This window comes from Kribbella hippodromi (assembly GCF_039531045.1).
Lineage (GTDB): Bacteria > Actinomycetota > Actinomycetes > Propionibacteriales > Kribbellaceae > Kribbella > Kribbella hippodromi.
Genome location: NZ_BAAAPH010000012.1, coordinates 135,038 through 154,844, shown reverse-complemented (window position 1 = coordinate 154,844; position 19,807 = coordinate 135,038). Strand labels below are relative to the sequence as shown.

Sequence of the window (19,807 nt, the reverse complement as noted above, 5' to 3'; positions counted from 1 at the left end):
AGCTGCCGAGATCGACCCGTGCCGGCGCGCGGATGGGGGTCAGATGTCGCGGAAGGTTTCGATTTGGGCGCCTAGGGAGTTCAGGCGGGTGGCGAGGTCTTCGTAGCCTCGGTTGATGACGTAAACGCTGCGGAGGACCGAAGTGCCCTTGGCGGCCATCATCGCGATCAGAGTGACGACGGCGGGGCGCAAAGCGGGTGGGCACATCATTTCGGTGCCGGAGAAGTGGGTCGGGCCTTCGACCATCACGCGGTGCGGGTCGAGCAGTTTGACCCGGCCGCCGAGCTTGTTCAGGTCGGTCAGGTAGATCGCGCGGTTCTCGTACACCCAGTCGTGGATCAGGGTCTGGCCGGTCGCGGTCGCGGCGATCGCGGCGAAGAACGGCAGGTTGTCCAGGTTCAGCCCGGGGAACGGCATCGGGTGGATCTTGTCGATCGGCGCGTGCAGCTTGGACGGCCGCGTGGTGAGGTCGACGAGCCGGGTCCGGCCGTTCTCGGCCAGGTATTCGGGGCTGCGGTCGTAGTCCAGCCCCATCTCCTCGAGCACCGCGAGCTCGATCTCGAGGAACTCGACCGGCGCCCGCCGGATGGTCAGCTCCGACTTGGTCACGATCGCCGCGGTCAGCAGGCTCATCGCCTCGATCGGGTCCTCGGACGGCGCGTAGTCGACGTCCACGTCGATGTCGGCCTTGCCGTGGACGGTCAGCGACGTCGTACCGATGCCGTCGATCTTCACGCCGAGCAGATCGAGGTAGAAGCAGAGGTCCTGGACCATGTAGTTCGGGCTGGCGTTCCGGATCACGGTGACGCCGTCGTGCCGGGCCGCGGCCATGATCGCGTTCTCGGTCACGGTGTCGCCGCGTTCGGTCAGCACGATCGGCTTGCCCGGCGCGATCGTCCGGTTCACCAGCGCGTGGTACACCCCGCCGGTCGCCTTCACGGACAGCCCGAACGGGCGGAGCGCGGTCATATGCGGCTCGACCGTCCGCGTACCCAGATCGCAACCGCCCGCGTACGGGAGCTCGAACGAGTCCTCGCGATGCAGCAGCGGACCCAAGAACATGATGATCGAGCGCGTACGCCCCGCTGCCTCGGCGTCCATCGAGCTGAGATCCAGCCGGGCCGGCGGCACGATCTCCAGGTCGCCGGCGTCGTTCAGCCAGGTGGTCTTCACGCCGATCGAGTTGAGTACTTCGAGCAGGCGGTTGACCTCTTCGATCCGCGCGACCTTGCGGAGTGTCGTCCGGCCCTTGTTCAGCAGGGATGCGCAGAGCAGCGCAACGCCCGCGTTCTTGCTGGACTTGACGTCGATGGAACCGGAAAGTTGCCGGCCACCGGCGACGCGGAGGTGGACCGGACCGCCGCCGAGAGAGACAATTTCGGAGTCGAGCGCCTCGCCGATCCGGGCGAGCATCTCGAGGGTGAGGTTCTGATGACCCTTCTCGATCCTGTTCACCGCACTCTGGCTGGTGTTCAGTACTTCCGCGAGCTGCGTCTGCGTCCAGCCGCGGTGCTTGCGGGCGTCCCGGATGAGGTTTCCGATCCGGCTCAGGTAGTCATCGCTCATGCGGCGGACTGTATCTCACATGTGAGATACCCCAGCACCGACCCGCCGGTTCCAGCGTAGCGAATGTCACGCGGAGTCGCCCCCAGGACCCACCTGACCTGCTGAAACACCGACTGCCCTAGAGTTGGCCACCAACTCCCGCCGCGCCCCGGAGAGGACCCGCAGATGCCCGACGACACCTCCGCCGCGCTGGTCAACGAGTTCGAAGCGGAGTCGTGGCCCTTGGATGCGGCCGCGGACAGTCTGCATCAGGTGATCGAGGGCTTCCACAACGGCGACACCCGGCCGCTGGTGATCGGCGACGGTGACCAGCCGGTGCTGGTGGTGCTGGCGATCGCCGACCTGGCCGACTTCCGGGCCCGGATCGCCGAGCTGCTCGGCAACCCGGTCGACGCCGGCTGGCTGCGGTACTACCTGCGGTCCAACTTCGACATGAGCTCGGAGCGCCTGGTCGAGCTGCTCGGTGTCGACACCGACCACGGGCTGTCGTCGCTGGCCAGCCAGGTGAACGTCGAACAGGCCGCGACCCTGATGCCGGACCACGTCCGCCGCACCGAAGCCGGTGGCAACCCGCTGATGCTGATCGGCGACGGCACGATGGCGACCGCGGCGCTGCTCGCGTTCCAGGCCTTCCAGGTGCTGGTCGCGCTGGAGGGCAACGGCAAGGGCGACGACGACTCGTGCGCGCACGACGACGAGGAGAAGCCGACCACGCCGCTGGAGGTGCTGGCCGAGCGGATCGGTCCGGTGTCGACCCAACTGGTCGCGCAGCTCAACGCCGGCCGCGAGCCCGGCCTCCCGCGCTACGAGTTGCACTTCGAGGACGACCTGATCGAGCACCTCCGCGACCTGGAGACCCGCGCCCAGAAGACCCCGGGCGGCGGCGCGTACGAGGAGCTGAACGGACTGCTCCGCCAGTTCGATCAAATGCGCAGCGGTCTCGTCGAGGCGGAGGTCGACGAACCGGACGAGGCGCCGTACCTGGAAGTGACCGATTTGAAGGCAGCGATGCCGGACATCCGGGACAGTTTCCGCGACGGCGCCGACGACCCGTACCTGATCGGCCTGGACGGGCACCCGGTGGCCGGCCTGATCACGTACGACTTGTACGAGGAACTGCACAAGGTCTCGGTCGAGCTGAACGGCACCGACGAGGCGCCCGTCCTGCCGCTCCCCCAGCCGCAGTGGGAGGACGGCCCGCGGCTGCTCTCGTTCGAGCTCGCGCTCGAGATGTGCGAAGCAGTCATCGAGGACCTCACCCGGGGCGAGGCCTCGATGCTGTTCATCGCCGACGAGGACGACGAGCCCGAGCTGGTCCTTGCGCCGCTCGTCTGGCTCTGGGCCTACGTCGACCACCTGAACCTGGAAACCGCCTGACCCCAGCTCAGCTGAACGGGAACAGCGGCTGCCACTCCGCGAGAGTGGCGAGCTCGTAAACCCCAGCCGGTGTGTACGGATCCTTGGCGAGGATGTCGCGCAGTTCGGCCTCGTCGGCGACGTCGTACACGAGCAGCGCGCCGGTCTGATCGGTGAACGGCCCGGCGGCGACCAGCCGGCCCTCGGCCTTGAGGGTGGCGAGGTACTCGCGATGCGCCGGCCGGACCTCCATCCGCTGCTCGGTCTGGGTGACGTCGAAGCGCAGCTGCACGACAAATTGAGCCATGCCCAGAACCCTACAACGCTCTTGAAGACAAGGGCGTTCGGCCTTGGAGACAAGGAGATTTGGTGCGGGAAAGGGAGTCACGAGCCGCCACAGCGGCTGGTTCAGGTCAGACCCGAAAGTCGACGAGTGAGCTCCCTTCCCGCCCGGTCATTCTCGCCAGCGCAAGCCGCACAATGCAAGAGGTTGGTGAAGGAAATTCCTACTGACAGTTGATCGCGCTAACGCTTCGTGACCGACGCGCCGGACCGGTCGATCCGGGCGCCGATACCCCGTACAGACGGTCACGCCATCGACTTGTCAAGCCGCAACTACTCGGCCGGCAACGCCGCGCGGCCGGCCTCCAACCGGGCCACCGGGAGCCGGAACGGCGAGCAGGACACGTAGTCCAGACCGACCTCGTGGAAGAAGTGGATGCTGTCCGGATCGCCGCCGTGCTCACCGCACACACCGAGCTTCAGCCCCGGCTTGGTCGCCCGGCCGCGGTCCACCCCGGTGCGTACGAGCGCGCCGACGCCCTCGCGGTCGATCGACTCGAACGGCGACACCGCGAAGATCCCCTTCTCCAGGTACCGCGAGAAGAACGCCCCTTCGACATCGTCCCGGCTGAAACCCCACGTCGTCTGGGTCAGGTCGTTCGTACCGAAGGAGAAGAAGTCGGCCGCCTCGGCGATCTGGTCGGCGATCACGGCCGCCCGCGGCAGCTCGATCATCGTGCCGATCGGAATCTCCTGGCCGCCGCCGACCTCGGCGAGTACGCGCTCGACCTCGTCCCGGACCAGGTGCAGCTCCTGGACCGCACCGACCAGCGGAATCATGATCTCCGGCCGCGGATCCCGGCCGCGCCGCCGGAGCTCGAGCGCCGCGGTGGCGATCGCGCGCACCTGCATCGCGAACAATCCAGGGATCACCAGCCCGAGGCGTACGCCGCGCAGGCCGAGCATCGGGTTCTGCTCGTGCAACCGCTCCACGGCCGCGAGCAGCGCCGCGTCATGCCCCGGCTCCTCGCCCCGTTCGCGGGCGACCGCGACCTTCACCGCGAGCTCCTCCATCGACGGCAGGAACTCGTGCAGCGGCGGATCGATCAGCCGGATCGTCACCGGCAGACCGTCCATCGCGTCCAGCAGTTCGAGGAAGTCGTCGCGCTGCAACGGCTCCAGCTCGGCCAGCGCGGTGTCGCGATCCGCATCGTTGTCCGCGAGGATCAGCCGTTCGACGGACTCGCGGCGCTCACCGAGGAACATGTGCTCGGTCCGGCACAGCCCGATCCCCTCGGCGCCGAACCGCCGCGCCCGGGCCGCGTCGTCGGCGGTGTCCGCGTTGGTGCGTACGCCCAGCCGGCGTACGTCGTCGGCGTACTTGATCAGCCGATGCACCGACGCAACGAGCTCATCGCCCGCGTCCGGAGCGAGCGTGCCCTCGAAGTACTGCACGACCGGCGACGGAACCACCTGTACCTCACCGCGGAACACCTCGCCGGTGGTGCCGTCGATCGAGATCAGTTCGCCCGCCTCGAGCACCGTACCGTCGACCGCAATGGTGCCCTTGGCAACATTCACGTCGAGGTCCTCGGCGCCGCAGACACAGGTCTTGCCCATGCCGCGCGCGACCACGGCCGCGTGCGAGGTCTTGCCGCCGCGACTGGTCAGGATGCCCTGGGCCGCGATCATCCCGTGCAGGTCGTCCGGGTTGGTTTCGCGCCGGACCAGGATCACCTTCTCGCCCCGCTCGGCGGCCTCGACCGCGGCGGCCGAGGTGAACACGACCTGGCCCGACGCGGCGCCGGGCGACGCCCCGATCGCCTTGGTGATCAGGTCCTTGTCCGCGTCCGCGTCGAACCGCGGGAACATCAGCTGCGCCAGCTGCGCGCCCTTGACCCGGCCGAGTGCCTCGCCGGTGTCGATCACGCCCTCGTCGATCAGGCTGGTCGCGATCCGGAACGCGGCCGCCGCGGTCCGCTTGCCGACCCGGGTCTGCAGCATCCACAACTTGCCGCGCTCGACGGTGAACTCGATGTCGCACAGATCGCGATAGTGCCCTTCGAGGGTCGCCATGATGCGCATCAAGTCGTCGTACGAGGTCTTGTCGAGCTGCTCGAGCTCGGCCAGCGGAACCGTGTTGCGGATGCCCGCGACCACATCCTCGCCCTGCGCATTCTGCAGGTAGTCGCCGTACACGCCGGGCTGACCACTGGACGGATCGCGGGTGAACGCGACGCCGGTCCCGGAGTCCATCCCGAGGTTGCCGAAGACCATCGAGCAGATGTTCACCGCCGTCCCCAGATCGGCCGGAATCCGCTCCTGGCGGCGGTAGAGGATCGCCCGATCGGCGTTCCAGGAGTCGAACACGGCCTCGATCGCGAGGTCCATCTGCGTCCGCGGGTCCTGTGGAAACTCGCGGCCGGTGTGATCGTGAACTGCCTGCTTGAACGTGCCGACGAGCCGTTGGAGGTCGTCGGCGTCCAGGTCCAAATCGTTGCGCGTACCCTTCGCCTGCTTCGCTGCCTCGATCGCGTCCTCGAAGACCTCGCCGTCCATGCCCAGGACGGTCTTGCCGAACATCTGCACCAGCCGGCGGTACGCGTCCCAGGCGAACCGCGGATTGCCGGACTGATGCGCCAGGCCGTTCACCGAGTCGTCGTTGAGGCCGACGTTCAGCACCGTTTCCATCATGCCCGGCATCGACACCGCGGCGCCGGAACGCACCGACACCAGCAGCGGATCGTCGGCCTGACCAAGCTTCTTGCCCATCTTCTGTTCCAGCAGCGCGACGTGATGGTCGATCTCGTCGGCGAGCTCGGCCGGTACCGCGCCGGTGGACAAGTACGCGCGGCAGGCGTCGGCGGTGATGGTGAAACCGGGTGGGACCGGCAGGCCGAGGTTGGTCATCTCGGCCAGGTTCGCCCCCTTCCCGCCGAGCAGTTGCTTCAGGTCCTTGTTGCCTTCGGCGAAGTCGTACACGAGTTTCGGCACGGTCACTCCCTGGGTTGCAGGCGGTGTTCAAGCGGTGCTCAGGCGCGGGAAGATGACCCGCTGGCCCATCGACTCCGGCGGCGGGGGCGTGCTTTCAGAGTAAGCCCAAAAACCAGTCCAGTTGAACACTGGTCTCACTCCACCGACGTGACCATCCCCACAGATCGAAGGCCGGAAAACCCTTCCCCCATTGACAACGCGAGACATTCGGCGAAATCCCGAGGGTGCAGACAGCAAAGCGGGACCTTGGACATCCGGTCAGCTGTCCAAGGTCCCGCGGAGGTGTCCGAACTCCGGTGCTAGAGCTTGCGGCGCGTTCGCAGGTAGTCGCCGACGACCGCGGCGCCGAGGCCGTCCGCGTCGGGGGCGAGCACGCGACCACCGCTGCGCCGGGCGAGCAGATCCACGAACGCGTTCAGCCGCGGATCGTCACCCAGCCGGAACACGGTCAGCGAAGCGCCGAGCTTGGCGAGCCGGTCGACCTCGAAGATCGTCTTGCGCAGCGTGGCCGGCTCAGGTGGGTACGAGAACTCGGCCGTCCCGTCCGGCTCCAGATGCGCCGTCGGCTCCCCATCGGTCACCATCAGCACGACCGGTTGAGCATCGGGATGCCGGCGCAGGTGACGGCCCGCGAGCAGCAGAGCGTGATGCGCGTTGGTGCCCTGCTCCCAGGTACCTTCCATCCCGATCAGCTGCGGCAGCTCGATCGCGCTCGCGTATCGGCCGAACGTGATGAGCTGAAGTGCATCGTTGCGATACCGGGTCGAGATGAGCTGGTGCAGTGCGAGCGCCGTACGCTTCATCGGCAGCCAGCGCCCTTCCTGCACCATCGACCAGGACGTATCGACGAGCAGCGCGACCGCGGCCCGAGCACGATGTTCGGTTTCGGCGATCTCGACATCCGCCACATCGAGCCGTACCGAACCACGTCCCGCGCCGGCTGTTCGCAGTACGGCGTTGCGCACTGTCCGCGGTACATCCCAGGGCTGTGTGTCGCCGAACTGCCAGTGGCGCGATGATCCACTCAGTTCACCGGCCGCCCCGGCGTTGGCCGCATCCCGCTCACCGGAACCACGCGCTGCCCGCAGTACGTCGGCCAGCGCGGTCTGACCGAGCTGCCGCAACGCCTTCGGCGACAACCGCAGCGAACCGTCCGGCGCCCGCTCGATCAGCCCCTGATCACGCAGCTGCCGCTCCAGCTCACTCAGCCGCCGGGCATCGACCGTCGCCTCGTCGCCGAGTTGACGTGTGAGCGCATCGAGATCGATGTCCTCGAGCCGCGCACCCGGGTACGACTGGGCCAACTGCTCCGCGAGTGCATCCAGCTCCGCCAGATCCGACATCGCCTGGGCGCCTTCGGCGAGACCAAGCGGATCATCTCCACTCATCCGCTCCGAACCGGACCAGTCCTCCCCCGGCCGCAGCGCCTGCAACTGTGCATCCAGTTGAGCCATCTGCTGCGCTAGTTGCGGACTGCCGAACGCCTGTTGCGACAGCTCCATCAACTCAGCACGCTGCTCTGGAGTCATCGAGTTGAGCATCCGTTGCGCGGCGGCGGCGCGCTGCGCGAGTACATCGATCAGCTCGTCCACGGTGCGCGGGTTCTCCGGGAAGAACTCGCCGTGGTTGGCCATGAACTCTTCGAACAGCTCCGGCACCTCGGGCCGGCCTTGCGCGTGCGCCGCGAGCAATGCGTTGAGATCGGACAGCATCTCGTTGATCGCTTCGACGTCCTCGGGCGTGGTCTGCTGCAGCGCCTCCTTCATGCCTTCGAAGCGCGATCCGAGCAGCTCACGGCCGAGCAACTCGCGGATCTCCTCGTACTTGGAGCGTGCTTCCGGCGACTCCCATTGGTAGGTGGCCAGCTCGCGTACCGCTGCCGCCGTACCCGAGGGCAGCGCGTCGAGCTCGGCCTCCTTGAAGCGGGCGTCGTCGGACGGGTTCGGAAACAGTTCGCGGCGCTCGGCCTGGAGGGCCTCGTCGAGCAGCCGCTGGACGTCGCGCAAGGTGCCATCGAGGTTGTGCCGCTGCTGGATCTCGCGGCGGCGCTCCCACAACCGTCGGGTCAGGTCGTCCAGGCCCTGGGTGTTCCGGGTGCCGCGCCGGAGCAGTTCCTCCAGCGCGGACCGCGGCGACGACCCGTTCATCACGTCCCGGCCGAGCTCGTCCAGCGCATCCCGCAAATCCACCGGCGCCTTCAGCGGATCCGGCCCGTCATGCCACGGCCCGTACGACCATCCTTCCGGGATCGACGCGCTCATGTCAGGCTCCGTAGACCGTGGTGTCGTCGTCGGCGTCCTTGGCTACGCGTTTGGACAGGTAGAGCATTTCCAGGGCGAGCTCGATCGCGGCGGCGATGCGGCCGGACGAGTCGTCCGGTTCGACACCGGCGCGAGCAGCGACGTCGTGCAGCACCGGCAGCTCGGGCAGCGCGGCCAGCACCTCGCGACCGGGCACTCGTTCACCCGTGGTGACAAGGTTGCCGTCGGCAACCGCATGGGCGAGTGGGGTGAGATCGAGACCGGCGAACCGCTCGCGCGCGGTGTCGGCCACCGAACGCCGCAGCAGGTACTCCAGCAGTTCGATCTCGCGCCCTTCCTCACCGGGCTCGAACTCGAGCTTGCCACGCAGTACGGCCGGCACCGCTTCGAGATCGACCGGACGCGCGACCGCGGGCTCCTCGCCGGTGATCGCGGACCGGCGCAGCGCGGCGGCGGCGATCGTCTCGGCCGCGGCGACCGCGAACCGCGCGGACACACCGGACCGCTGATCGATCGACGTCGACTCACGCAGGTGCCGGACGAACCGGGCCAGCACCTCCAGCAGTGGCTCGCCGACCTCGGCGGTGAACTCGGCCTCCTGCCGGATCACGTCCACCTCGGCCTCGATGTCGAGCGGGTAGTGGGTCCGGACCTCGGCGCCGAACCGGTCCTTCAGCGGCGTGATGATCCGGCCGCGGTTGGTGTAGTCCTCGGGGTTGGCGGTTGCCACCAGCAACACGTCCAGCGGCAGCCGGAGCGTGTACCCACGGACCTGGATGTCGCGCTCTTCCATCACGTTCAGCAGCGCGACCTGGATGCGTTCGGCCAGGTCGGGCAGTTCGTTGATCGCGACGATGCCGCGGTGCGCGCGCGGTACGAGCCCGAAGTGAATGGTCTCCGGATCGCCGAGGCTGCGGCCCTCGGCCACCTTGACCGGGTCCACATCGCCGATCAGGTCACCGACGCTGGTGTCCGGCGTGGCCAGTTTCTCGGCGTACCGGAGGTCGCGGTGCAGCCACGCGACCGGCAGGTCGTCGCCGAGCTCGGCGGCGCGGCGGCGGGAGGCCGGCGTGATCGGGTCGAGCGGGTGCTCGGGCAGCTCGGCACCCTCGATCACGGGGGTCCACTCGTCGAGCAGTCCGACCAGCGTACGCAGCAGCCGGGTCTTGCCCTGACCGCGCTCACCGAGCAGGACGACGTCGTGCCCGGCAAGCAGGGCACGTTCGAGTTGGGGGATGACGGTACGGGTGAAGCCGACGATGCCCGGCCAGGGATCACGCCCGGCGCGGAGGGCAGTCAGCAGGTTGTCACGAAGCTCGGCCTTGATCGACCGATGAAGGTATCCGGCGGCCCGGAGGTCACCAGCCTTACGGGGAAGTTCAGCAGGTGCACTAGTCACTTTGACGACGTTAGCTCGCTCCGCCCAAAGTGCACCTGCTTTATCTCACCGCCTGGGCGTTACCCTCCCGGCCCCTGCTATTTCGTGATGCGGTCCAGGATGGTGCGGATGTCGTTCCAGGCGGTGGCTTCGTCGAGGCCTTGTTGGAGCAGGATCTTGGTCGCGACGCCGGCCTGGTCGCGGTAGAAGGCGAGCAGCAGGTGCTCGGTACCGACGTAGTTGTGGCCGAGCGTCAACGCCTCCCCCACCGCGCCCTGCAGCACATGCGCGGTGCGGCGCGTGTACGGCGGGTTGTCCGCGTCGAGCGTCTGCTCCGCACTCTTCGGACCGGCCGGACTCTCCACGTCCACCGCGGCGCCAACAGAGTCCGCCGTGATGCCGTGCGCGAGCAGTACCAAGGTCGCCACCGCCTGCGGTTGGGTGAAGAAGGCAAGCAGCAGGTGTTCGGTGCCGATGAACGCGTGGTTGCGCTCCCGCGCCACGTCCGCAGCCGCGGCGACCACTGCTTTCGTCCGCTCGGTGTAGCGGTCGAGCGCGGGTTTGCTGGTCCAGGAGTCGGCGAACCGCTTGTGCGCGGCCTGCTTGCTGACGCCGAGCACGGCGCTGATCTCCACCCAGGACTTGCCGGCGCCGCGGGCGCGATCGACGAAGAAGCCGAGCGCTGCGTCGCTGGTCGTGGTGAGTTCGTTGATCGTCGCGGCGGCGGTGGCGAGCTGCTGGAGCTCGTCGTCGCTGCCGGCGTCGGTCTTGATCGTGGTGATGAGTTGCTGCAGATCTGGACCTGGCGTCATGCCGTCAACCCTAGGTTGACGGTTGATGGGTGTCAACCCTGGGTTGACGGACTAGGGTGTGCTGCGTGGACGGGATTGCGGATGTGATCGGCGGCGGGTTGCGGGTGCTGTTCTGCGGGATCAACCCGGGGCTGATGTCAGCGGCCACCGGGCATCACTTCGCTCGGCCGGGCAACCGGTTCTGGCCGGCGTTGCAGCTGAGTGGATTCACCTCGCGGCAGTTGAAGCCGGCCGAGCAGCAGGAGCTGCTGGACTACCGGTTGGGCATCACCAACGTGGTGGACCGGCCGTCTGCGAAGGCGGCCGAGCTGACCCGGGCGGAGTACGTTGCCGGTGGGAAGAGCCTGGTCGCGAAAGTACTCACGTACCAGCCGGAGTGGCTTGCGGTGCTGGGTGTCATGGCGTACCGGGATGCTTTCGCGGAGCGTACTGCGGTAGTAGGCAAACAGGACCGCACTATCGGTTCTACCCGTGTGTGGGTGCTGCCGAACCCCAGTGGACTGAACGCCCACTACACCCTGCCGAAGCTGGCTGAAGCATTCGCGGAACTGGAACGGGTCAGTTGACGGACTGACACTGGTCGTTCGGCAAAATAGGCGCATGCGTCTGCCTGAGCTGCTGCGTGCGATCGACGGACTCTCGTACGCCCAGCGTGTCCGTCTGCTCGCCGACCAGGCGCCACAGCTGATCGGACTGCTACCGGAGCTCGGTAGTGGTAGTAGCTTCGAGCGGTTCCTCGGACTGCAGATCGCTGAGGTCACGCGCGATGCGGCGTACGTCAGCCGGATGCTGCGCGATCAAGATCCGGCCGTGCAGTCGCGGGCACTCGCTGCGGTTGGACGCGGCGTACCTGTCCCGGACGACGACTTGCGGATCGCGTACGACGATGCACCGGCCGCACTACGGTCCAAGCTGGTGTCACTGGTACGACGGCAGCGGCGTGAGCACCTCGCCGTACGGCTGATCGACGAGCACCGGGCGCGGTGGGGAGACGTAGCAGCAACCGGATTGCTGGACGCGACCGATGACGCGACGGTGGCGCGGCTACTGCCTGAGCTGGCGTACTGCGTGACGCCCGGCGGCTGGCGAGAGCTCGCACGACACCACTCGGCGGTAGTGCTCGCGTACGCATCCGAAACGCTGCCTGCTGGTGAGGACCGGGACGAGTGGTGGCGGGGCGTTGGCCACGGCGTCACTGCGGCACTGCACATCGCACCGGACGCAGTGATGATGCTGATCAAGCAGGCGGTACCTGCGCATGATCTACCGGACGCAGTGCTTGACGTACTCGGTCCGCTAGCTGACCAGGACCCGTCTGGTGTGCTGGAGCTGCTCATGGCACCGGACCGGCGCAGTGTCGTGGCACGGGCGCTCACTCCGGCGTATCAGCGTCGCCTGCACAGGTACACCGACGATGAGCTGATCGCACTCGGCCGGGTCATGTGGCCGGAGCTGTCCAGTCTGTTGCACGCATTGGCGCCGTCGCGGCGCGCTGCGATCTTCGCGGGCGTCACTGCGTACATCGATCTGGGTCAGGCTCGGTTGGGCAACGACCTGCTGGACGTACTGCCGCATGCGGTTCGCATTGAGCAGGCGCGGCGGATGCTGGCGTTGCCGGTGATCCAGGCGGATGCTGCGCTGCGGCGGAGTGTCAGTGCCTATCTGCCGTACTCCGAGGCGTTCGCACTGCTTGAGGTCGACGTACGTGACCCGGATGCTGGGGTGCGTAGCTCTGTTCATCAGGCAGTCATCCGGTCGGCTGGTTACAGCAGGCAGCCGGAGCAGGTGGTTGAGGCTGTTGGTTGGACAGCTGAGCGGCTGCGCAACGACCAGGACCCGGTGCGGCTCGCTGCTCTGCATACTGTCGCATCGTTGCCTCCAACGCTGTTCAGTGCTGCGCTGGCGGTTGCACTCGACACACTGTTGACTGACGCACTGAACGCACGCGATACGTCCTGGGCTACGCGGCGGGCGTTGGCGAGCCTGGCTGAGCGTGCTGTGGTCCGTGGCGCGATCGCCGACCAGGCCGCCGTACTCGAATGGGGTCTGCAGGCCCACGGGCGGTTGGCCGAGAACGTGGGCACGCTCCGGCTGGACGGCCTGGTCGACGGACTGCCACGCGGACGTGAGACGGATGTGTACGAGGCACTGCGGCCGGCTGTTGAGGCAGCGGCCAAGCGTCAGGACTACGGGCTCGCACTGGCTGTGGCTGACGCATTCGGTCGCCGCGCCTGGTCGATCGAACCATTGCAGGACGTGCTGGAACAGGCGGTGTGGTCCGGGCGGGAGAACATCGTCGGAGAGGCCTGCCGGTACTGGCTGGACGCACCGGCGACCCGGCGGGACCGCATTGAGCGGATCATCCACCGCGACGTCCGGATGGCGCGCTGGCATGCGGTCTGGTGGGTAGTCACTGAACTGCGCACCGACCTACTCGACCCGGTGTTCGCAGCCGCGGACCAGATCCGGCGGTTCGACCGGGAGAGCTTGTCGTGGGAGGTGCCGAGCTATGCACTGCGTACTTGGTTGCCGCGGCAGCAGGCCCGGTACGCGGAGCTGCTGGTTGGAGTAGCGCGTGACGAGCGGATGCCTTCGTGGTACCGGGCATCAGCCGTGAAGACGCTCGGGCGGGTGCCGTCCGCTGGTCGGCCTGCTTTGGACCAGTTCCTCGCCAGTACGGATGTGCTGTTGCCGGAGGCTGCGCTGTCTGCGCTCGCGTCGGCCGATCGACCTGATCTCGCAGTACCTGTGCTGCTGGCACATGCAGGTGACGACCGGGCGCGGGTCGCTGTGTACGCGGCTGCACGTGCTGCCCGGTATGTACGGCCCAGTCTGTTGCCGGGGTTACTGCAGCCGGTGCTGGCGGGGGACGCCGTCAAGGTGACTGCACGCAAGGAGGTAGTGCGGCTGCTTGGTGAGCTGCGGGCACCTGGTGCTGGTGCAGTGCTCACTGAGACTTGGGCAGGTGCGCACCGGGACGTACGAGCTGCTATCGCCCGGACCGCTTCGCAGTACTTGTTGTACGACCCGTCGGCGTGGGCGGTGCTACAGCAGGCCGTACACGACTCAGCCGCGACTGCACTGGCTCTGACAGCACGCCGGGCGTACGACGTACCCCTCGCCTTCCGGTCAAGGTACGCGGACCTCCTGATCGCGGTGACCACCCGCAGCGAGCCGGAGATCGTCGGCGCCGCCCTTTTCGCCTTGCCACGCTGGGCGCCCCACAACGCCGCTGTGGCACAGGTCTGCGCCGACTTCATCACCAACCTGCACGACCGCAGCTACGTATGGCGCAACGCAACCACCGCCCTGATCACCATCCTCACCACAAACCCACCTGCCCTACACCCCACCCAACCGCCCGGTGTCGCGGCGAATCCGCCTGCCCCACATGCGACCTCACCGACTGACGGGGAGGGCAGTGTCGCGGCGACCCGACCGATCGGCAGCGAGGGCAGCGTCGCGGCGAATCCGCCTGGTCCACGTGCGACCTCGCCGACCGGCGGGGAGGGCAGTGTCGCGGCGACCCGACCGATCGGCAGCGAGGGCAGCGTCGCGGCGAATCCGCCTGGTCCACGTGCGGCCCGACCGACCGGCAGCGGTGTCGCGGAACCGGCGTCCAGCCTTGCGGTGCTTCTTGATGTGGTGCGGCTGCTGCTGCGGCTGGAAACCGACCCCAACCTGCCGAACGCAACCCCTGACCGCGATCACCCCGCCCGCCAACGCCTGACCCACCTGGTCGACCAGCTGACCAACCACCTCAGCCAGCGCTCCGCAGACACCCGTCAGCTGCTGAAGCCGATCGCCGACGAACTGACCGGCCCGGACTTCGCGCACACGCGCATACAGCTACTTGTCACCGCCCTGCACTCCCCCGCCGACGACCTCCCCGCCCTACTGGCCACAGTCACCCACGACCCCCTGGCCGCCCTGACAGCCGCCACCCTCCTAAAACACCGCCTGTCCATGACCACACACACCTGGACCCCCGAGTCCCTCCTCCCCACCGCCACCTCCCTAACCCACACAGCCCTCTCACCAACCCCTGTCCCCGCCACGGCCCCGGTCTCCGACAGCTCCACCACGCGCCCTGTCCCCGCTACAGACCCAGTCGCCGGCGTCTCCACCACCGGCCGCGTCCCCGGCTCCACGACTGACACCACCACCGGCCCCGCCACCGAATCCACCGCCGGGGTCGCGGCCGGGCTTCTGGCCTGCGCCGTGATCACCAGCGCGGCACCCCGCGCCGGCTGGCCGCCCGCCTGGCGTGAGCTACTGGTTGCCCTCCGCAACCACCCGTCCCCCGCCGTCCGCCGCGAAGCTCTCCGCCTCCACACCGCCCCCGAGTAAGGCCCCGACCACAAGGCCCCCGTCGGCAGGCGACCAACGGCCCCGGTCGACAGGCGAGCTCCGCCCCGGTTGCCGGGCGAGCTGCGCCCCGGTCGACAGGCGAGCTCCACCCCGGCTGCCACGCGAGCTCCGCCCCAGTCGCAGCCGAGCTCCGCCCCGGTTGCCTCGACCCGCACGCCCCGACCGGATCACCCGCCCGCCCCTTCCGCGTACCCCGTTCGTTCAGGCCGGGGCCACGACGATCACGTTGTCCTCCGGCGCCAAGGTCAGTGGCTCGAGTTTCGGTGGGTTCAGCACAATTCCGTACCCCGGAGCGACATCACTGCGACTGCGCACCCGGTACCCGATCGCGCTGTGACCCTGGCGCCGCGCCGACTCGATCACGGTGGCGAAGTTCGCCTCCATCGCCGGCACGAGGTAGTCGCCGGCGGACTTGAGGTAGATCTCAGAGCCCGCCGGATCGAACAGGTCACCGAACACGGATTCCAGGTGCCGGTTCTCGGCCAGTTGCGTCAGCAGCAGGCTGATCAGCTTGCTGCTGACGATAAAGTCATCCGCCTTCGTCACCTGCGCGACCTGGCGGTTGTTGTCGTCGTACATCTCGGTCACGATCGAGAACGGATCACCGAGCCGTACCTCGATGTCACGCAGGTGGAGCAGCGTCACCAGCGTCCGATCGTCCGCGTGATCCGGATCGGTCCGGTCGTCCGCGAGTACGACGACGTGCTGGTACGTACCGAGCCCGAGCGCCTCGAGCGACGCCCGGGTAGTGGGCTCGCAGACCTTGTACCCGACGGTGAGATTCGCCCTCGGGGCCCGCACGGCAGCCGTCGGCTCTTCCGGCGCGGCGATGTCGATCAGTGAACCTGGTTCGACGAAGCGGTCGAGCAGATCGATGATCTTGGTGGCGCGGGCGTTCCAGCCGATCAGGAGCGTACGGTCCGGCGCCGGCGGCCGGTCGGTGGGCGCGGCAATCGCGGCCTCGACGATCGGTGCCGGACTGTCGGCGATCTCGATCAGCAGGTCGTCCTCGGCGAGCACGACCAATTTGTCGCCGGCCTCGATCGGCGTATCCGTCGACGGGTTGAGCAGCATCTGCCCAGGCTTGTGCACTCCGACCGGGACACCCAGCGAGTACGCGTTCAGGGCCTCGCCGTACGACGAACCGGCGAGCGGCGCGGCGGGTGTGAGGTAGAACTCGCTGCCGTCGAAGTCCAGCAGATCGATACATACCGCGGACAGGCCGGCCTGCCGGTGCGACTGCACGACGAGCCGAACCATGATGTCGTCGGCATCGACCAGCAGCGCGTGGTCACCGGCCGCCAAGCGCGCCGCGGCGAGATTGTCCGAGTCGAGCACCGCAGCGACCACGTGCGGCCTGGTCTTGTCCCACTGGCGGTTGTTCAGCAGCAGCAGCGTTTTGATGACGTCGATGTCGGCTTCGGGCCCGGTCGGCGGCAACACCAGGATCGCGCGCGCGGTGTTCGGGCTGACCAGCTCCAGGTCCGCGCGCTTCAGCGGACTTCCCGACCGGCAGATCACCCTGATGCTGCTCGCCTCCGGAATCCGCGCCCGGATCTGGTCCTCCATGTCGACCTTGTCCCGGTCGGCCAGGACGACGACGCAGGCGCGGCGGTGCCCCTGGTTGGCCCTGGCGAGTTCGCCGATCACGGTGAACACCTCGTCGGACCAGCCCAGCACGATCGTGTGACCGGTCTCGATCAGCTGCGACTTTCCCTTGCGCAGCTGGCTGATCCGGTTGTCCAGACCGGTCGTCAGGACACCGATCAGCGCGCTGACGATGAAGATGCCGCCGATGGTCACGGTCAGCATCAGCCCGAGGAACACCGGGCGCCCGGTGTCGCCGCCCATCGTTCCCGGGTCCAGCGTGCGCAGCAGGCTCATCCAGGCGACCCCGCCCCAGCCACCGCTGGCCTCGGTGTCGGAGTTGGTGAGTACGACAACCAGAACCGTCACCACTGCGATCAGCGCGACCGACGCGAGCCCGAGCCAGCCGATCAGCGCCGGCGTCCCGCGGTCCATCGTCCCGTCGAACCAGTACCGCAAGCGCTGCCGCCACCTGATCCGCCGTACCGCCGCCACGCCTGCCACCTTCCTCGAAGACTTCGATTACCGGTGCAGAACGCTAACAGCGCGCGGTACGCCTGCCGTTGGTTGCCCTAGAAGGGACCTGGAAGTGGTCAGCTTCGGATGACAACCGTTGATGACAGCTGCGCGTCGTCTGGTTGCCCCCGATCAAGATACGGAGACGTCATGCCTCTGCTCGGAATGCCCCAGGGCGGCGAATGGCTGGTCATCCTCGCCATCGTCCTGCTGCTCTTCGGCCCCGCCAAACTCCCCGGCCTGGTTCGCCAGCTGGGCCGCTCGAAGAAGGCCTGGGAAGAAGAAATGCAACCCGGCACCGAGCAATCCGCCAACCCCCTCCCCGCCCCGCAACCCACCACCCAGCAGCCGAACTCCGCGCCATCCACCACCCAGCAGCTGCAGTCCGAGCCACCAACCACCACCACAAGCTGAACCCACGGGAGCCCGCCCCCAAACCGGTTTGGGGGCGCCTAACCACCCGTACCGGGAGACAACCCTCCCCACACCATCTACACAAACCACCCCAAACCGGTTTGGGGGCACCCAACACCCGCTTGCCGAAACCGACAGGGAATGCCGCCGCAGCTCGGCACTTACTCCTCTGAGTGGTCAGCGGGTGCTTGTTGGGCTTCGCGGGCGCGTTTGCGGCGTTTGCCTTCGTGCATGGCGGCCACTCGGGCAACGGGGATGGCTCGTCCCTCCTCGAGCAGATCCTCGGGGATCGCCTGTGGCGCGGGCAGCTGGTCCGCCCACAGGTCGGCCGCACCGAGCAACCCCGGCGCCGTACGCACCGTGAAGTCCCGCGGCGTCACGCTCTCCAGGTCATCCCACCCGACCGGAAACGACACCGTGGTCCCCGGCCGAACCCGCGGACTGTACGCCGCGACCACCGTCACCCCACCAGCCCGTGTCGAGTCGACGAACACCTTCCCGTGCCGATCCTCCTTGATGTACGCCGTGGTGGCGACCGAAGGATCGAGCTTCTCGGCCCGCGCCGCGATCGCCCGGGTAGCAGCCGCGGCGTCCTCGATTGTCACATTGTCAACAATCGGCACGATCACGTGCACGCCCTTCGCGCCGCTCGTCTTCACCGCTCCGCTCAGCCCGGAGTCGGTCAGCGCCTGTCGTACGAGCAACGCAGCCCGCACCGCCATCGTGAACGTCTCGCCTTCCGGCGGGTCAAGATCGAGAACCAGGTGCGTGACCCGGTCCCACCGGTCGGCGCGCATCAGCGTCGGGTGGTACTCGACCGCACGCTGATTCGCGAACCAGAGCAGCGTCCGCCGGTCGTCGCACAACGCGTACGACACCTCGCGCTTGGACGCCTCCGCCCACACCTGCACGGTCTTCACCCACTCGGGCGTGTACTTCGGCACGTTCTTCTGCATGAACTTCGGCTGTCCCGGCCGAATCCGGATCACCGACAACGGCCGTTCCCGCAGCTCCGGAAGAATCCGCTCGTGCACGGCGTCCAGATAGTCGACCAGGTCCCGCTTGGTCGCCTCGGACCCGTCGAACAACGGCTGGTCCAAGTTGGTCAGATCGACCCCGTCCCGCGTCTCATCCGGCTTCCTGGTACCCGGCACGCTTCCTCCCTCGGCGCGTACGAACCATCTCCTGACCTTAGCGTCCCGAGCCGGGAGTCCGGCTGCGCTCGCGGTGCCCAGACCTGTACCTCGCAGCTCTTCCCCAGCGCCGCCAGCCGCCTGTTTCATCAACGCGGCACGCTGCAGGTCATCTTTGAGCGGCAGTTGATCGCGGTGGGCCCACGCGAGCTTCGACTCCTTGATGATCAACCGGGCGATGCGCACCTGAACACCGAAAACTCCGGCTCATGGGCCTAGAAGACGCACTACGGCATCGAGAACCACCTTCTCCTCGCCGGGTTGCAGCGTTTGCGGATTGAGGGCAATCGCATCGGCCGGCAGACCGTACGTACCGACGGAGATCCGTGGGTCGCCGTCCCACAACGCCTGAACGATCTCGTCCCGGTCACGAACCAGCCGGAGTACGGCGCGACTGTGCGGCTGACCGGCCTCGCTCGGGTACCCGCGCTCGACCACCACGCCAGGCAACCCCTGCAGCCCGGCGATCCAATCGTCGACAATCCGCTCATAGCCGGCCAGCAGTGCGCCCTCGTCCTGCGCGAGCGTCCACTCGACCGCGGCGAGCAATCCGAGCAGTTCCTCCTTCCCAACCTTCATCCCCCGTCCGAGCTCGTGCTTCGGCGAGGTGTGCATCCGCAGATTGTCAACAATTGACCGCTTGCCCAGCACCAACCCGCTGGCCTGGGGACCGCGCAGTCCCTTCCCACCGCTGACAATCACCGCGTCCGCGCCGATGTCGCGCGTGAACCGCCACAAGCTCGCAACCGGCGGAATCTGAGCCGCCGCGTCCACAATCACCGGCACGCCGGCCTCACGAGCACACTGCACAACCTCTTCCACCGGCAACGCACCAGCCGCGTAGTGCGCACCCGCAAACCACAACACACACGCAGGCTTCCGAACCACGCCAGAACCAACACGACCAGAACCACCGAGCACGGCGGGACCGGGCTGACCGAGCCCAGCATCACCGGGCTGGTCGAGCTCAGCATGACTGGGGTGACCGGGCACGACGTGACCGGGCTGATCGAGCCCAGCATCACCGGGCTGGTCAAGCGCTGCATCACCGGCGTGACCGAGCACGACGTGACCGGG

Annotated in this window: 13 protein-coding genes; 4 read left to right on the top strand and 9 right to left on the bottom strand. The window is 67.8% G+C overall.

All coding sequences use genetic code 11. The features are described 5' to 3' along the window. Positions 1-39: 39 nt before the first annotated feature. The gene (locus ABD260_RS19850) at positions 40-1,566 is read right to left on the bottom strand and encodes a helix-turn-helix domain-containing protein (RefSeq protein ID WP_344235093.1); all 1,527 of its coding nucleotides are present in this window, start codon (positions 1,564-1,566) and stop codon (positions 40-42) included. 165 nt (positions 1,567-1,731) lie between these two features. Between ABD260_RS19850 and ABD260_RS19845 the strand changes: the two genes are divergently transcribed. After that, complete coding sequence (locus tag ABD260_RS19845; protein WP_344235092.1) at positions 1,732-2,943, top strand: hypothetical protein; 1,212 nt, start codon at positions 1,732-1,734, stop codon at positions 2,941-2,943. A 7-nt stretch (positions 2,944-2,950) separates the two neighbouring features. On the opposite strand, the gene ABD260_RS19840 is transcribed toward ABD260_RS19845, so the two are convergent. The 5 genes from ABD260_RS19840 to ABD260_RS19820 all read right to left on the bottom strand — a co-directional run bounded on the left by ABD260_RS19840 (position 2,951) and on the right by ABD260_RS19820 (position 10,649). Further along, positions 2,951-3,229, bottom strand: coding sequence for a YciI family protein (locus tag ABD260_RS19840; protein WP_344235091.1), 279 nt, complete (start codon positions 3,227-3,229; stop codon positions 2,951-2,953). 308 nt (positions 3,230-3,537) lie between these two features. Further along, complete coding sequence (gene ppdK / locus ABD260_RS19835; protein WP_344235090.1) at positions 3,538-6,198, bottom strand: pyruvate, phosphate dikinase; 2,661 nt, start codon at positions 6,196-6,198, stop codon at positions 3,538-3,540. A gap of 299 nt (positions 6,199-6,497) precedes the next feature. After that, complete coding sequence (locus ABD260_RS19830) at positions 6,498-8,459, bottom strand: vWA domain-containing protein (RefSeq protein WP_344235089.1); 1,962 nt, start codon at positions 8,457-8,459, stop codon at positions 6,498-6,500. 1 nt (position 8,460) lies between these two features. After that, the gene (locus ABD260_RS19825; protein ID WP_344235088.1) at positions 8,461-9,858 is read right to left on the bottom strand and encodes an ATP-binding protein; all 1,398 of its coding nucleotides are present in this window, start codon (positions 9,856-9,858) and stop codon (positions 8,461-8,463) included. A gap of 77 nt (positions 9,859-9,935) precedes the next feature. Further along, a complete protein-coding gene (locus ABD260_RS19820) occupies positions 9,936-10,649 on the bottom strand; it encodes a Clp protease N-terminal domain-containing protein (protein WP_344235087.1) in 714 nt (237 codons plus the stop codon). 65 nt (positions 10,650-10,714) lie between these two features. Here ABD260_RS19820 and mug point away from each other — a divergent pair, with 65 nt between their 5' ends. Together mug and ABD260_RS19810 are read left to right on the top strand one after the other, a co-directional pair. Then, positions 10,715-11,215, top strand: a complete 501-nt coding sequence (mug, locus tag ABD260_RS19815) for a G/U mismatch-specific DNA glycosylase (RefSeq protein WP_344235086.1) — start codon at positions 10,715-10,717, stop codon at positions 11,213-11,215. Between the two features lie 34 nt (positions 11,216-11,249). Next, positions 11,250-14,999 carry a hypothetical protein gene (locus ABD260_RS19810; RefSeq protein WP_344235085.1) on the top strand — a complete coding sequence of 1,250 codons (3,750 nt, stop codon included), beginning with the start codon at positions 11,250-11,252 and terminating at the stop codon, positions 14,997-14,999. 222 nt (positions 15,000-15,221) lie between these two features. Here ABD260_RS19810 and ABD260_RS19805 read toward each other — a convergent pair whose 3' ends face one another. Then, complete coding sequence (locus tag ABD260_RS19805; RefSeq protein WP_344235084.1) at positions 15,222-17,102, bottom strand: CASTOR/POLLUX-related putative ion channel; 1,881 nt, start codon at positions 17,100-17,102, stop codon at positions 15,222-15,224. 171 nt (positions 17,103-17,273) lie between these two features. On the opposite strand from ABD260_RS19805, the gene ABD260_RS19800 reads away from it, so the two are divergent. Then, entirely contained in the window at positions 17,274-17,537 is a 264-nt protein-coding gene (locus ABD260_RS19800; RefSeq protein WP_344235083.1) for a twin-arginine translocase TatA/TatE family subunit, read from the top strand. A gap of 161 nt (positions 17,538-17,698) precedes the next feature. On the opposite strand, the gene ligD is transcribed toward ABD260_RS19800, so the two are convergent. Next, positions 17,699-18,691 (bottom strand): non-homologous end-joining DNA ligase, encoded by a 993-nt coding sequence (gene ligD, locus ABD260_RS19795; RefSeq protein ID WP_344235082.1) that lies wholly within the window; start codon positions 18,689-18,691, stop codon positions 17,699-17,701. Between the two features lie 246 nt (positions 18,692-18,937). Then, positions 18,938-19,597: a hypothetical protein gene (locus ABD260_RS19790; RefSeq protein ID WP_344235081.1), complete on the bottom strand. Its 660-nt coding sequence runs from the start codon at positions 19,595-19,597 to the stop codon at positions 18,938-18,940. Positions 19,598-19,807: the final 210 nt, after the last annotated feature.

Coding starts and splice junctions, on each gene's coding strand:
- ABD260_RS19850 (WP_344235093.1), bottom strand. CDS start 1,566: ATGAGCGATGACTACCTGAGCCGGATCGGAAACCTCATCCGGGACGCC.
- ABD260_RS19845 (WP_344235092.1), top strand. CDS start 1,732: ATGCCCGACGACACCTCCGCCGCGCTGGTCAACGAGTTCGAAGCGGAG.
- ABD260_RS19840 (WP_344235091.1), bottom strand. CDS start 3,229: ATGGCTCAATTTGTCGTGCAGCTGCGCTTCGACGTCACCCAGACCGAG.
- ABD260_RS19830 (WP_344235089.1), bottom strand. CDS start 8,459: ATGAGCGCGTCGATCCCGGAAGGATGGTCGTACGGGCCGTGGCATGAC.
- ABD260_RS19820 (WP_344235087.1), bottom strand. CDS start 10,649: ATGACGCCAGGTCCAGATCTGCAGCAACTCATCACCACGATCAAGACC.
- ABD260_RS19810 (WP_344235085.1), top strand. CDS start 11,250: ATGCGTCTGCCTGAGCTGCTGCGTGCGATCGACGGACTCTCGTACGCC.
- ABD260_RS19800 (WP_344235083.1), top strand. CDS start 17,274: ATGCCTCTGCTCGGAATGCCCCAGGGCGGCGAATGGCTGGTCATCCTC.